A 15,336-nucleotide genomic window follows, 5' to 3' on the forward strand; every position below is an offset into this window, starting at 1 on the left:
TTATTTAAAATACGATTGCCAATCTCGCACCAGCCACTTTGTTAAAAGGGATTGCGTGCTTCTTTTTGCCGATTTCTATTTCAACGGTTTCTTCATTAAACGACAGCAGCGTGCCTTCGAATTCCTTCAATCCATTAATTGGCTCATAGGTGGTTACAAATACATTTTCGCCTACAGCGTTATAATAATCCTGCACTTTCTTCAATGGACGTTCCGCACCCGGTGATGAAACCTCTAAAAAATAGGCAGTAGGAATAGGGTCATCTTCGTCTAATTTTTCACTTAAAAATTCACTAATACGGCCGCAATCATCAATATCGATGCCGCCTTCCTTATCCACATACACACGCAAAAACCAGTTACTGCCTTCCTTTACATACTCTACTTCGACCAGCTCAAATCCGTTCTCTTCCATATAAGTCTGGAGAAGCGACTCTACTACGGATTTTATTTGCGCGCTCAACCTGCTTTTCCTCCTATCGTCAATGAAAGCCGAATGCTTTCATGTCTATAACAAAATGTAAAGAGTGGGTTTCCCCACTCTCTAAGATCGGAACTTATTACGTTGTTACCAAAGAAGATTATACCATAAGGCTTATAGGTATGCAATAAGATGAGTGCTTGCCCCTTTTAGAAAAGCGATAATTGATTGGTCTCCGGCAGTCCACGGAAGCAGCCCATACTGCCCAGCAGCTCTACAATCGTTTTGGATGCTTTGCTGCGGCTTTGAAAATCTTCTATGGAAAGGAACGTACCGCCATCCTTTGCAGCTGCAATATTGATAGCCGCATTCTCCCCGATACCAGCCATTGCAGAAAAAGGAGGGATAAGTGAATCGCCTTCTATAAGGAATTTGGTGGCCGTTGATTTGAATAAATCTATAGGCTTGAAAGAAAATCCGCGAGCCGTCATCTCCAAAGCCATCTCGAGAATAGAGATCATGCTCTTTTCTTTCGGCGTAGCCTGAAACCCTTTATCCTCAATTTCAATCAACTTCCGCAAGATCGCATCGTATCCTTGGCACAGTAGCTCCAAATCGAAGTCATCCGCCCGAACCGTAAAATAGGTCGCATAATAAGCGATTGGATAATATAACTTGAAGTAGGCCGTACGAACCGCGGAAATAACGTAAGCAGCGGCATGTGCTTTTGGAAACATGTATTCAATACGTTCACAAGATTCGATGTACCATGCCGGAACCTTGTGTTTCTTCATATCTTCCTTCCACTCCGGCGTCAATCCTTTACCTTTTCGCACACTTTCCGTAATCTTGAAGGCAAGCCCAGCATCCATTCCTGCTTTATAAATCAAGTAGAGCATAATGTCGTCACGGCAGCCGATAACGGTCTTAATGTTGCAGGTGCCTTTCTTGATCAGCTCCTGTGCGTTTCCGAGCCATACACCGGTACCGTGGGACAAACCGGATATTTGAAGCAAGTCTGCAAACGAGGATGGCTGTGTTTCCTGCAGCATCTGCCTTACGAATTTAGTACCCATCTCCGGAACTCCGTATGTAGCAACAGGCGTTCGGATCTTCTCAGGCTCTACACCAAGTGACTTCGTGGAGTTGAAGATGCTCATTACCTTCGGATCATTCATAGGAATCGTTGTTGGGTCAACGCCCGTCAAATCCTGCAGCATCCGCATCATCGTTGGATCGTCATGACCGAGAATATCGAGCTTCAGCAAGTTGGCGTCAAAGGCATGGTAATCAAAATGAGTCGTCTTCCATTCCGAGCTCGTATCATCGGCTGGAAATTGTACAGGGGTAATATCATCTACATCCATATAGTCCGGTACTACTACAATACCGCCGGGATGCTGACCGGTGCTTCGCTTAACTCCCGTAAAGCCAAGTGCCAAACGGCTAATCTCAGCGCCGCGCCATTTCTTGCCTTGTTCTTCCTCATACTTTTTCACATAGCCAAACGCCGTTTTCTCCGCTATGGTACCAATAGTCCCTGCACGAAACACACATTTCTCACCGAATATTTCTTTCGTGTAATTATGGGCAATCGGTTGATATTCACCCGAAAAGTTCAAATCTATATCCGGCACCTTGTCTCCCTTAAAGCCAAGGAATGTTTCAAACGGTATATCCTGCCCTTCACCCTTGAGCTTGGCCCCGCAGTTCGGACAATCCTTATCCGGCAAGTCAAATCCGCTCGGTATACTTCCATCAAGAATCCATTCACAATGCTGGCAGGAGGCACAAATGTAATGCGGCGGCAAAGGATTAACCTCTGATATACCAAGAAACGTTGCCACAACGGACGAACCCACGGAACCCCGTGAACCTACCAAATACCCATCCTGGTTCGATTTCTTAACGAGTCTCTCTGAAATCAAATAGTTGGCAGAGAAGCCGTACTTAATAATCGGCACCAATTCCTTCTCCAGCCTGGCCGTTACAACTTCAGGAACCGGTTCTCCGTATATACGTTTGGCTGTATCATAGCAGGTATTGCGGATTTCATCGTCAGCGCCTTCGATAATAGGCGTAAACAACTTGGTTGGGAACAGCTCAAGCTCTTCAAACTGGTCCGCCAGCTCGGAAGTGTTGGTAACTACAACTTCCATAGCTGTCTCCTTGCCGAGATATTCGAATTCCGCAAGCATTTCCTTCGTTGTTCGCAAATGAACTTCCGGTTTGCGAATATCTTTTAATGGGCTAAACCCGGTAATCCCATTAATAGTAATGTCGCGGCAAATTTTATCCCGTGGATTCAGATAATGAACATTGCCGGTAGCTATCACTTTTTTACCAAGCTTGCGCCCGATCTGCAGCACCCTGCGGTTGGCATCCTCCAGCTGTTCTTTGCTGCCAACCAGCCCTTTTTCCACTAGATGCATATTGACGCAGATCGGTTGAATTTCCAAAACATCATAAAATTCCGCAACCTGCTCCGCTTCCTCCACAGACTTGTTTAACACAGCCTCGAAAAACTCGCCCTTCTCGCAGCCGGAAACAATAATCAAGCCTTCTCTCATAGCCATAAGCTTGCTCTTAGGTATGCATGCAACCCTATGAAAGTACTCTGTATGGGAAAGGGAGATCAAAGAAAACAAGTTTTTCTTGCCGACCGCATCTTTAGCATAAATACAACAATGAAACGGCCTCGTTGTTTTCAAATTTTTGCCCACATTATCATTCAATTGGTTCAAATCCGTCATACCACGTTCTGCCGATTCTTTAATGAGGTTAAATAAAATATAACCTAGAGCAACAGAGTCATCCACAGCTCGGTGATGGTTGTCCAAACCAATCTTGAATTTATCAGCCAATGTGTTCAACCTGTGATTTTTCATCGTTGGATACAGCAGCCTTGCCAGCTCAAGCGTATCTAATGAAGGGTTAGTCACCTCCGGCATACCAAGCCGCTTGCAGTTAGCTTGAATAAAGCCCATATCGAATCTGGCGTTATGAGCAACCAGTATACTGTCACCGATAAATTCAATAAATTTCGGGAGTACTTCTTCCAGCTCCGGCGCATCACTAACCATATCATCGTTGATATTAGTCAACTGCTGAATATTATAAGGAATCCGTTCATGAGGATTAATGAAGCTGGCAAAGCGATCGATCTCTTTTCCATTCTGCATTCGCACGCCGGCTATTTCAATAATTTTATTGCTCACAATGGATAAACCCGTTGTCTCGATATCAAATACTACATATTCGGCTTCACGCAAATCATCTGAACGAGGGTTAAGAACAACAGGAACCCCATCATCCACTACATTAGCCTCTACACCGTAGATCATTTTAATCCCATGCTTCTTTGAGTACTTGTAAGCGTCCGGATAAGATTGAATACCACTGTGATCGGTTACTGCTATCGCTTTGTGACCCCACTTGGCCGCCATTTTTATGTACTGATCAATAGATGTTATTCCATCCATAGTACTCATGGTCGAATGCAGGTGAAACTCAACACGCTTCTCTTCAGCGTCGTCTTTACGATCAGGGGGGGCTGACACTTCGTTAATATCATTAGGCATAAGGACGAGCTCAGGAATTTGCATGAATCGATCATATTCTACTTTGCCCCGTACTTTGAGCCATGTGCCGTTTTGAATTAAGCTATAAATCTTTACATCTTCCTTAGTTTTGGCAAAAGCTTTGACCATCATGGAATCCGTAAAATCGGTTATATTAAACGTAAACAAGGTCATCCCGTTTTTGAGTTCTTTCGAATCAAGCCCGAATACTGCGCCTTGAAGTGTAATTTTCTTTTCTTCGTCTTGCACCATTTGGATTGGAATCGGTGCATCTTTAATATCGTAACCTACCATTAGCTTCAACTCTGCCTCATTTAGCGCATCTGCTTCCTGGTCAGCCTCGATTGAAATCATCATTTCTTGAGTAACAACTTTTCCTTCTTCAGCGATTTGCTGGGCAAATTTCTCGTATTCTTCTTCCCTTGCCTCATTCATTGCGTAGCGAACCTGCAGCTCAACACCAAAAAAATTGGAAAAATAGGTTTGAATCCACTGCCCGATATTTTTCTTTTTTGCCAGCTCCAACCCTATGGAATCAAGCATAAGCAACGTTAATTGATCCCCTTGAACCTCGATCTTTGCTTTATTCATCCAGCCGTTGACCGAAGTCGCTTCACGCTGCACCCATTCAACAAACATTCCCCAATACTCATGGGCAATTGAATCAGGCGGCACTTCATCGGTATATCTCAGCATAAAACGAATAGCCGCAATATGAGCGAATTTATCACGAATCATTTTACAAAATGAACGGTATACCTCTTGAGGAACAATGCTGTTTTTGATGATATAAAATGTCCATTCCCGATTCGTACGGCTCGTCTCGACTTTATCGATGTAGCCATCTAGAAAAAAAGAGTTCACAACCTCATCAGGCACCCGGGCCTGAGCCATCAGCATTTCAAACCGTTCTCTTTTCAGTGCTGTATTACTCATGAACTTCCTCCCCCAAATCCCCGAAAAAAATACAAAGGGCAAACAGGAGATGTTACTTTCCGATTTGCCCTATATTTACTAAACTAGTGTTCTAATAAGCTCTGCCAAATACAACGGTATGCTTGGAAGCCTCGCCGCACACGAGACAAGTCGACTTATGCTCCACTGGATCAAATGGAATATTACGGCTGGTTGCGCCCGTTTCTTCCTTAACCTGAGCTTCACACGCCTCTGAACCGCACCAGCCCGCTAATGCGAAGCCGCGCTTCTGTTCGAGGAAGGCTTTGAACTCGTCCAATGTATCTACAGAACTAAAATTATCGTCTCTGAACTGCTTAGCTCTATCATACATTTGTTGATGAATTTCCGCCAGCATGTTTTTCACTTCTTCGACAAAATTCTCCTGCTTCACGATCCGTTTTTCACCGGAAATTCTTGAAACAAGCACCACTTGCCCATTCTCCATATCACGCGGCCCCAGCTCAACACGTACCGGTATTCCACGCATTTCGTACTCATTGAATTTCCAGCCAGGACTTTGGTCCGGGCGATCATCAACCTTGACCCGCACTCCAGCCTGCTTCAATTCTTTAAACAGCTCGTCCACTCGTCCTACAACCTGATCTCTTGTTTTCGGAGGTCCGATAGGAATCATAATGACCTGTGTTGGAGCAACCTTAGGCGGCAATGCAAGACCGCGATCATCCCCATGTACCATGATCAAAGCGCCAATCAGCCTTGTACTCACACCCCAGGAGGTCGTATGGCAGAACTGATGCTGGTTCTCACGGTCTAAATATTTGATATCAAATGCTACTGCAAAGTTTGTTCCTAAATAATGCGACGTTCCAGCTTGAACAGCTTTGCCGTCTTTCATCATCGCTTCAATGGAGTATGTATCCACTGCGCCTGCAAACTTTTCAGAAGGAGTTTTCTGACCGATAATGACCGGAATCGCCAGGAAATTTTCTGCAAAGTCCTTGTAAATATCCAGCATTTGCATAGTTTCGCGGCGTGCATCAGCTTCATCCTCATGGGCCGTATGTCCTTCCTGCCACAAAAACTCGCTTGTCCGCAAAAACGGCTGCGTTCTTTTCTCCCAGCGTACAACATTCGCCCACTGATTGATCAGCAGAGGCAGGTCACGATAGGAATTAATCCATTCTGCATACATGTGGCCAACCATGGTCTCTGAAGTTGGACGAATAGCAAGCCGTTCTTCCAGCTTTTCACCACCAGCTTCCGTTACCCACGGTAACTCGGGATTAAAGCCTTCGATGTGATCCTTCTCCTTCTGGAAGAAGCTTTCCGGTATAAACATTGGGAAATACGCATTGCGATGACCTGTTTCTTTGAAGCGTCCGTCCAGCTCACGCTGAATGTTTTCCCAAATTTCATAGCTGTCAGGCTTAAACACAATACAACCGCGAACGGGAGAATAGCTCATCAAATCCGCTTTCTTGATTACATCAATATACCATCTGGAGAAATCTTCACCTTGAGGTGTTATCTCCTTAACAAATTGCTTTTCCTTCGACATGAGTTGACGTTCCTCCCAAAAACCTTAACGTAATTAATATTCAAATGATTACATGTTCAAAAAGTCAGCCGGCTAAACCTCTTGAGGTACTTCGTGATCAAATGGCGACTTTTTGAACAGCCTCTAAAGTTAACTACGTAGTTTATCCTGTAATAAGCCTTAATATATCATTGTATGTGACAGCGATCATCAGCAGCATCAGCATCGCAAATCCTACAAAATGGACCATGCTTTCTCTACTTGGATCAACCGGCTTCCCACGAATGGCTTCAAAGCCCAGGAAGACAAGTCGGCTTCCATCCAGAGCAGGGAAAGGCAGCAGGTTGAATAAACCTAAATACAAGCTCATTAAAGCTGTCCAGAACGTATATTGAGCTATTCCAGCGCTAGCTTGTTCACTTGTGAATTCAACGATTCGTACCGGTCCGCCAAGATCATCCATCTTGAACTGCAGTGTTGCGAGCTTGCCAAAGCTATCTAGTATAGAAACTGTAGCAGAGGACATGCTTTTCCATCCATTAACTAGTCCGTCAGTAACGCCAGCTTTACGGTTTTCTGCCATCAGAGTAACGCCAACAAGTCCTCCACCTTTATCCTCAGGAGTAACTTCCTTGCGCATCTGCTCTCCGCCTCGATCTACTATCCAAACCATCGGCTTATTAGCGGATTGCTTAATTAAATTTTTAAGCTTATTGCCATCGGCGCCTATCGGCTCATTATTAACGATTAACACAATGTCATTCGCGACCAGCCCGCCTTTTTCAGCGGGTGAACCAGGCTCGGTACTGCGAATTTTTACTTTGTCCGGAACTCCTGCCATAAATACAACCGCGACGAACAGTACAAAAGCCAATATAAAGTTCATCATCGGTCCTGCAAAAATGGAGAGCGAACGTTGTCCTACCGTCTTACTACCAAACTGACGATTCCAGGGAGCAATTTGGGTTTCCTTGTTTTTACTAACCATCATTGCTTGTGGATGAACCTTTAAATGCCTTATTTCCCCATCCACATCCAGCTTGATCATTAGACTGTGTTCCAAATCAATTTCTTCCACAACGCCAACTAGACTATCCAGACGTTTATCGAAATCATTCAGATAAATATGAGTGATTTGATCATCATGTATAGCAAGCGCTACCCGTTGTCCTTGATTAATCTGAACCATTTCCGGATCTTCGCCTGCCATGCGCACAAAGCCGCCGATAGGTAACAAGCGGAGAGTATAGCGAGTCTCATCCTTCTTAAATGAGAGTAGTTTAGGGCCAAATCCAATGGCAAATTCTCTCACTAAAATTCCTGCACGCTTAGCGAAATAATAGTGCCCCCACTCATGTATGGTCACCAGTACAAAAAACAAAAGTACTATTTGAAAAACATTCTGCAACGTAGCCAATTCGCAACGTCCTCCCTTTAGCATCGTTTAGTCAAGTATGTGCCATGGCTAGGCTCGTTCTTTAAGATTAACATTATTCACAATACGAATACAAACTGCACCATGTTATGAACATATTATCTTGCTAACGAATTCATGCTAGAGAACATCTTCATTCGAACATATTAATTTATGCGTTTGGCAGCAAGTCTAGCCCAGGAATCGGCTTCCAAAATCTGATCTAAATCAGGCTTAGATACAATAACATGTTTGTCCAACACATCCGAAATAATCTCTTCTATTTGCAGAAATTTAATTTCACCTTTTAAGAACCGATCAACCGCAGCTTCGTTGGCCGCATTGAATACTGTTGTAGCCGTACCCCCTGCTATTCCACTGTCATAAGCCATTCTCAAACATGGAAACCGATCAAAATCCATCTCACGAAAATTCAGTTTCCCTATTTGTGCAAGGTTCAATGATGCCGTCGGTGTCTTTAAACGTTCCGGATAAGTAAGCGCATATTGAATCGGCACTCTCATATCAGGGTTACCCAACTGAGCTATTATGCTATGATCAGCAAATTCTACAAAGGAATGAATGATACTCTCCGGATGAATAAGCACTTCGATCTGCGAATACTCTAACTGGAACAACCAATGAGCTTCAATCACTTCGAGTCCTTTATTTACCATCGTTGCAGAATCAATAGTGATTTTTGCGCCCATGGACCAATTAGGATGCTGCAGCGCTTGCTCAACAGTAACATCCTGTAAATCCTTACGCGTGCGGTCTCTAAATGAACCGCCAGAAGCTGTTAATGTTATTTTATGTACACTTTTCATGGATTCGCCGTTAAGACATTGAAAGATAGCTGAATGCTCGCTATCGATTGGCAGCAATTTAACGCCGCGGCGCTTAACCTGCTCTGTTACGATATGCCCTGCTGTAACCAATGTTTCTTTATTAGCCAGCCCTATCTGCTTGCCAGCCTCAATTGCAGCAAGTGTCGGTCGAAGCCCTTGACTGCCAACCAAGGCACTGACCATGTAGTCGGCATCCGTCCCGGCAGCAACCTCTAGTAAACCATCGTCACCGTAATAAATCCGAGTCGTCGAGGGAATCATTAGCCTTAATTCATCTGCTAAGCTTTTCGTTGCAACCGATACCTTCTTGGGCTTAAATTGATTGACTTGCTCGGCTAACAACGTTAAGTTATAACCTCCAGCAAGCCCCTCAACAGCAAAAAGCTCCGGATAATGTGAGATCACATCTAACGTTTGGGTTCCAACTGAACCTGTAGATCCAAGGATCGCAATGCGTTTCATCTTACTTCACCTCAACAATGAATTAGGCATGAGGAATCAAAGAAAGCAGATGAACCGCTGGAAACACAATCAACCAGCTGTCCACTCGGTCCAATACACCGCCGTGTCCGGGTAAAAGCGTCCCGGTATCCTTAATCCCTTTAACCCTTTTATATGCAGATTGGATTAAATCTCCCATCTGCCCGACTATTGCAATTATGAGCCCTAATAACAAGGCTTGTTTCCAAGATAGCATGTCCGGTTGAATGAAAGAGAAACTGACGGCGACAGCCATGGATATGACGATACCGCCAACAGCCCCTTCAATTGATTTTTTCGGACTAATCGTTGGCCATAAAGGATGTTTTCCAAACGCAGAGCCGGTAAAATACGCACCGGAATCTGTCGCCCAAATACAAAAAAAGACAAGCAGCGTCCAAAAAATTCCACCATGCTCCATCATGCGAGTCTCAATCATATAATGGAATCCAATCCCAATATATACGACACCCAAGAACAGCGTAGAAATTTTATCGATGGTCACTTTATTTTTGGATGTTACAGTAATACATAGCATAATAAATAAAATCAGCCATGTCAGATGATCTAACGATGTTATGGAATAATCTCCTGCTGCTTTCCAAGGAAATGCTAAACAAACCACAGCCAAATAGCCTATCCACACCGTTATTTTATGCGCTTGTAAACTGTTCATTCGAACATATTCATTAAATCCGATTATGGACAGTATAAGGATTAAACCGGTAAACCAATAGGATCCCAAGTACAATAAGATGAAAAAAGCAAGACCTGCAGTAATCCCAGTAATGATCCTCTGCTTCAATTCCATTCCTCCATTACTTGCTACAAGCCGCCATATCTGCGCGCCCGACGTTGATATTCTGCCACGGCTTCATAAAAATGCTGTTCTGTAAATTCAGGCCAGCATAAGTCAGTAAACCAAAGCTCCGAATAAGCCAACTGCCACAGCATAAAGTTGCTGATGCGGAGCTCTCCACTGGTACGGATTAACAAATCCGGGTCAGGTAGTGGATGTGTTAATAAATAGCTTGAAAAAACCGAATCATCGATGGCTTCAGCTGTTATTTTACCGTCCGCTATATCTTGCGCCATCTGTTTGACTCCAGACAGCATCTCCTTGCGACTTCCATAATTCAAAGCAAAATTGAGAATAAGTCCTGTGTTATGCTTCGTTTGATCAATTGCATCGTGGACTGCCTTAAGGGTATAGTCTGGCACCCCTTCTTGCCATCCTGTCATACGAATTTGCACATTATTGGCAATCAATTCTTCAATTTCCTTTGGAAAAAATTCAAGAGGAAGCTTCATTAAATATTCGACTTCTTCCTTCGGCCGTTTCCAATTTTCTGTGGAAAATGCATACATCGTTAGCACGTTCACACCGATCGCATTCGCAGCCATTGTAATTCGTTTAACGTTCTTCATCCCCGAATGGTGACCGGCAATGCGCGGCAGCCCTCGCTTCTGCGCCCATCGACCATTGCCGTCCATGATGACCGCGACATGGTTCGGAATATTTTCAGCATCAATGCGCGAGATCTGTTCCTCACTGCGTTGATTACTTCCAAACCATTTTTTGAAAGGTATCATTTCATTTGCCTCCAATAAGGAAAGACTAAAAGCCCCCTCAAGAGGGGGTCTTTTCAAATTATACTTCCATAATCTCTTTTTCTTTTGATGCTAGAACTTTTTCAACTTCGCCGATATATTTATCGGTAAACTTCTGAATATCCTCTTGATGTTTACGAGATTCATCTTCAGAAATACCGTTCTTCTCCAGCTTCTTGATGTCATCATTCGCATCGCGGCGAATATTTCGAATGGCTACCTTAGCCTCTTCCCCAAACTTGCGGGTCATCTTGACAAGATCCGCTCTGCGTTCCTCTGTCAATGCCGGTATAACGATACGAATCATCGATCCGTCATTGGATGGGGTAATACCAAGGTCCGATTTCATGATAGCTTTCTCGATAGCGGATACGGAACTTTTATCCCATGGTTGGATCATTAAAGTACGAGAATCCGGAGTATTGATATTGGCAAGTTGACTGATTGGCGTCATGGCTCCATAATATTCAACTTGTACACGATCCAGCAATGCTGGAGTAGCTCTTCCTGCGCGCAGGCTGGAAAGATCCTTCTTTAACGAGCCGATTGCCTTATCCATGCGGTCTTCCGCACTCTTTTTAATTGATTGTGGCATATTATTAAACACTCCCTTTTACAATCGTACCTATTTTCTCTCCGAGTACTACGCGTTTTATGTTACCACTCTCGGTAATGGAAAAGACGATTAACGGAATATTGTTGTCCATGCATAACGATGAAGCCGTTGAGTCCATAACACCCAGGTTTTTATTCAAAACCTCCATATAAGTAAGGGTTTCGAACTTCTCTGCGCTAGGATCCTTAAACGGATCTGCCGAATAGACTCCGTCTACTTTGTTCTTGGCCATCAGGATTACTTCTGCTTCGATTTCAGCCGCTCTCAATGCTGCAGTTGTATCGGTGGAGAAGTAAGGGTTACCCGTACCTGCAGCAAAAATAACAACTCTTCCTTTTTCAAGATGGCGGATTGCTCTCCTTCTAATGTAAGGCTCCGCTACTTGCTGCATCGTAATGGATGTTTGCACACGCGTTGGGACATCGATGGTTTCCAATGCATCCTGCAGCGCAAGTGAATTCATCACAGTGGCTAGCATTCCCATATAATCTGCCGTTGCTCGGTCAATCCCTTTTTCACTACCCGCAATGCCTCTCCAGATGTTTCCGCCGCCTACAACGATAGCCACTTCAACATTGAGTTCGACAACTTCCTTCACTTGCAAGGCAATGGATGTCATGACTTCTGAATCGATTCCATACCCAAGCTGTCCTGCCAATGCTTCTCCACTCAACTTCAATATAACTCGTTTAAAGATAGGACGTTCCAAGCTTAAATACCCCCGTTCAAAAAAGCAGCTATGGTTGTTTATGTTTAAAAAAGAAGGAACACTAAGTGTTCCTACGTTTCTTGTATCCTTATTTATTACTTCTTCACTTGTGCCATAACTTCTTCTGCGAAGTTTTCTTGTTTCTTCTCAAGGCCTTCACCTAGTTCAAAACGAACAAAGCGACGGATCGTGATGTTCTCGCCAATTGTAGATACTTTTTCGTTAAGAAGCTGGCTTACTTTTTTGTCAGGGTCTTTAATGAAGGATTGCTCCATCAAGCAATATTCTTCGTAGTATTTACCAATACGGCCATCCACCATTTTCTCAACGATGTTAGCTGGTTTGCCTTCGTTTAAAGCTTGATTTTTCAAGATTTCACGCTCTTTATCAAGCGCTTCTTGAGGCACTTCTTCACGACGTACAAATAAAGGGTTAGCTGCTGCAATTTGCATAGCAATATCTCTTGCAAACTCACGGAATTGATCTGTTTTACCAACAAAGTCAGTTTCACAGTTGATTTCTACAAGCACACCAATACGTCCGCCTGCATGGATGTAGGATTCAACAACACCCTCAGTTGCAATACGTCCTGCTTTGTTAGCTGCTGCTGACAATCCTTTTTCACGAAGCAATTCAGCGGCTTTGGTCAAATCACCGTTCGCTTCTTCCAACGCTTTTTTACAATCGAGCATACCTGCTCCTGTTTTTTCCCGCAATTCTTTTACTGCTGCTGCATTAACCGCCATGATTTGGCCTCCTTGTAAGATAGACTATGTACTCTAAAAAAAGGGCGGTGAAAGGATTTTGCACCTTTGAACCACCCTTTCCTATTCAGCCCTTAAGCTGTTGTTTGTTCACCTTGGTGTGCTTCGATAACTGCATCAGCGATTTTAGCTGTTAACAGCTTCACCGCACGAATCGCATCGTCATTACCAGGAATGACATAATCGATTTCATCTGGATCGCAGTTTGTATCAACGATACCAACGATTGGGATACCCAATTTGCGAGCTTCTGCAACCGCGATACGCTCTTTGCGAGGATCGATGATGAACAATGCGCTAGGAAGACCTTTCATGTTCTTGATACCGCCCAAGAACTTCTCCAAACGCTCTTGCTCCTTACGAAGAATAATAACTTCTTTCTTAGGAAGCACTTCGAATGTACCGTCTTCTTCCCATCTTTCCAATTCCTTCAAGCGATCGATACGCTTTTGGATTGTTTGGAAATTTGTTAAAGTACCACCCAACCAACGTTGGTTGATGTAGTACATTCCGCAACGCTCTGCTTCTTCCGCAACGGAATCTTGAGCTTGCTTCTTAGTACCTACGAATAAAATCGTGCCGTTATCGTCTGCAACGGATTTAACAAAGTTGTAAGCTTCTTCAACTTTCTTAACCGTCTTTTGCAAATCGATAATATAAATTCCGTTTCTTTCAGTGAAGATGTAACGATCCATTTTTGGATTCCAACGACGGGTCTGATGACCGAAGTGTACCCCTGCTTCTAAAAGCTGTTTCATGGAGATTACTGCCATCTTCACACACCTCCTCTAAATTGGTTTTTGGGTCTCCTCCGCCAGATCGCACTTTCGACATAAAACTTCCCACCAGGAAGCACCATTACGCGAATTGATCAGCGTGCGTTTTAACACCGTGAATAACTATACCACAACTGAAAATTGTATGCAATACCTGAAGTAAATAGAACAAAAGCCAAACCTTTATAAAAGGTTTAGCTTTTATCGTGAAGTAATAATCGACACCACTTGATTAAGATCCAATGCTCCTTTAAAAACATGAATCCCGGCTATAATCTTATCATTTAATTGCTGCTTGGCCATTATATCTTCAAAAGCCGCACGGTCTGTAATAACACCGCTTTTCATAAGCATATCGGCAACAACCCCTGCGGTTTGCCCTCCATTGATAAGAATATAAGTCTCCTTAACCGTTTCTTTGACTGCTAGCGGGGTTACAGCAGCAGCTGGCTGCTTGTCCTTCTCTTCCTTCAGCTTCTGCTGCACAAGAGTATCTACCTGCGCCTGAGTATACAGCTTCTGATCATTCTCAAAAACCTGATAATATTTAGAAGCCGCATCCTTGAGCTGCTGCCGGTCCATCCCGGCAGGAGAAGCAGGATTCGCAGTTGCACCTGTCTGTTTGCTCGGGGAGGCCGCAATGTTCATCAATTGCAGCAGAATAGCCCCAGCGATCAAGCCGGTTCCTAAACCGTACAATAATGATTTGTTAGTGGGCATTCAAACGTTCCTCCTGCTTTGCCAACTGGATGATCAGGTTGACTTCTCCCTTGTTCATGCCTAGTTTCTTCGCAATATGATCAATAGATTTACCTTGATCATACATAGTAAACAAATCGGAATATCGCACTTTCATATTCATAGGAGATTGCAACGCTTCAGCTTTATCGTCTATTACTTCAACGGCAATGTCTGCAGAAGCTTGACGCGGCTCTGGAGGAACAGAAAGAGGCTCTGTTCTCTGGCGGGAGAGTTGCTTTTGCAATTCTTCCGTAGTAACACCAAGCTTCATGATTTCTTGTCCGACTTGACCCGACTGCTTCTCAAGCATTTCAATGCGGGAGGTTAATCTGGCGGCTTGCAATTCGTAGTCCCGCCTAGTTTCAGCAAGCAGTTGAATCAATGCTTTATTTTGTTCATCCAATTCTGCAGTAAAATGCTCCATGGTTTCTTCAATTTCATAAATAGTAGGATTTTGTTGTCCTTTGGATATGCTTGGTTTAGGCATAATCTTGGCATATACAATAAAAACCAAACCAAACAAAACAATATAGACCCAAGGTTGATCCAATGCGTTCACCTTTTTCCAATCATTAGATTACAGAGATAAATCAATATGCTTTCCTTTATAAGGGTGATCATTCCGGCCAATTGCCTTCGAATCCTCTGTGGCACCGGCTGCCGGTTTACTTCTTGACTTTTGTCTGCGATCACCCGACTTGTCCCGTTCCTGGTCATGAACGGATGCATGAAGCACATCGTCCGCTTTACTTGCCACCTGACGCTCTTTCTCCGCATGTTTAAGAGACGCAGCAGCAAGCTGAACTTGATCCTGCTGAGGTTTATGATTCAATTGATTCTGCAGCATGCCTGCTTCATCATTTTTATGTAAGGCGAATTGGAGCTCAACCGGTCTCATACTCATGGAAACTCCTCCTTGA

At 43.7% G+C, this 15,336-nt stretch carries 14 protein-coding genes; all 14 read right to left on the bottom strand.

What is annotated here, in order from left to right:
* Nucleotides 1-4: 4 nt before the first annotated feature.
* The 14 genes from rimP to ACFQ0C_RS25170 all read right to left on the bottom strand — a co-directional run bounded on the left by rimP (nt 5) and on the right by ACFQ0C_RS25170 (nt 15,320).
* Complete coding sequence (gene rimP / locus ACFQ0C_RS25105; protein ID WP_379370651.1) at nt 5-463, bottom strand: ribosome maturation factor RimP; 459 nt, start codon at nt 461-463, stop codon at nt 5-7.
* Nucleotides 464-630: 167 nt separating this feature from the next.
* Complete coding sequence (locus ACFQ0C_RS25110) at nt 631-4,938, bottom strand: PolC-type DNA polymerase III (protein ID WP_379370654.1); 4,308 nt, start codon at nt 4,936-4,938, stop codon at nt 631-633.
* 91 nt (nt 4,939-5,029) lie between these two features.
* Nucleotides 5,030-6,478, bottom strand: a complete 1,449-nt coding sequence (gene proS, locus ACFQ0C_RS25115) for a proline--tRNA ligase (RefSeq protein WP_379370656.1) — start codon at nt 6,476-6,478, stop codon at nt 5,030-5,032.
* 142 nt (nt 6,479-6,620) lie between these two features.
* Nucleotides 6,621-7,874 (bottom strand): RIP metalloprotease RseP, encoded by a 1,254-nt coding sequence (gene rseP, locus ACFQ0C_RS25120; RefSeq protein WP_258212381.1) that lies wholly within the window; start codon nt 7,872-7,874, stop codon nt 6,621-6,623.
* 164 nt (nt 7,875-8,038) lie between these two features.
* A complete protein-coding gene (locus ACFQ0C_RS25125) occupies nt 8,039-9,181 on the bottom strand; it encodes a 1-deoxy-D-xylulose-5-phosphate reductoisomerase (RefSeq protein ID WP_379370658.1) in 1,143 nt (380 codons plus the stop codon).
* A gap of 22 nt (nt 9,182-9,203) precedes the next feature.
* Nucleotides 9,204-10,004: a phosphatidate cytidylyltransferase gene (locus ACFQ0C_RS25130; RefSeq protein ID WP_258212383.1), complete on the bottom strand. Its 801-nt coding sequence runs from the start codon at nt 10,002-10,004 to the stop codon at nt 9,204-9,206.
* 20 nt (nt 10,005-10,024) lie between these two features.
* On the bottom strand, nt 10,025-10,792 hold the full coding sequence (locus ACFQ0C_RS25135) for an undecaprenyl pyrophosphate synthase (protein WP_258212384.1): 768 nt from the start codon (nt 10,790-10,792) through the stop codon (nt 10,025-10,027).
* Between the two features lie 58 nt (nt 10,793-10,850).
* Complete coding sequence (gene frr / locus ACFQ0C_RS25140) at nt 10,851-11,405, bottom strand: ribosome recycling factor (protein WP_379370661.1); 555 nt, start codon at nt 11,403-11,405, stop codon at nt 10,851-10,853.
* A 4-nt stretch (nt 11,406-11,409) separates the two neighbouring features.
* Nucleotides 11,410-12,135: a UMP kinase gene (gene pyrH / locus ACFQ0C_RS25145; RefSeq protein WP_258212386.1), complete on the bottom strand. Its 726-nt coding sequence runs from the start codon at nt 12,133-12,135 to the stop codon at nt 11,410-11,412.
* A gap of 95 nt (nt 12,136-12,230) precedes the next feature.
* Nucleotides 12,231-12,881 carry a translation elongation factor Ts gene (tsf, locus tag ACFQ0C_RS25150; RefSeq protein WP_379370664.1) on the bottom strand — a complete coding sequence of 217 codons (651 nt, stop codon included), beginning with the start codon at nt 12,879-12,881 and terminating at the stop codon, nt 12,231-12,233.
* Nucleotides 12,882-12,973: 92 nt separating this feature from the next.
* Nucleotides 12,974-13,672 carry a 30S ribosomal protein S2 gene (gene rpsB / locus ACFQ0C_RS25155; RefSeq protein WP_258212388.1) on the bottom strand — a complete coding sequence of 233 codons (699 nt, stop codon included), beginning with the start codon at nt 13,670-13,672 and terminating at the stop codon, nt 12,974-12,976.
* A 204-nt stretch (nt 13,673-13,876) separates the two neighbouring features.
* Nucleotides 13,877-14,395, bottom strand: coding sequence for a hypothetical protein (locus ACFQ0C_RS25160; protein WP_379370666.1), 519 nt, complete (start codon nt 14,393-14,395; stop codon nt 13,877-13,879).
* Complete coding sequence (locus ACFQ0C_RS25165; RefSeq protein ID WP_379370668.1) at nt 14,385-14,966, bottom strand: DUF6115 domain-containing protein; 582 nt, start codon at nt 14,964-14,966, stop codon at nt 14,385-14,387. Before ACFQ0C_RS25165 ends, ACFQ0C_RS25160 begins: the two co-directional genes overlap by 11 nt.
* Before the next feature lie 27 nt (nt 14,967-14,993).
* Complete coding sequence (locus ACFQ0C_RS25170) at nt 14,994-15,320, bottom strand: hypothetical protein (protein WP_379370670.1); 327 nt, start codon at nt 15,318-15,320, stop codon at nt 14,994-14,996.
* Nucleotides 15,321-15,336: the final 16 nt, after the last annotated feature.

It is taken from the genome of Paenibacillus sp. GCM10027630 (genome assembly GCF_042676305.1).
In the GTDB taxonomy this organism is placed as follows: Bacteria; Bacillota; Bacilli; order Paenibacillales; family NBRC-103111; genus Paenibacillus_S.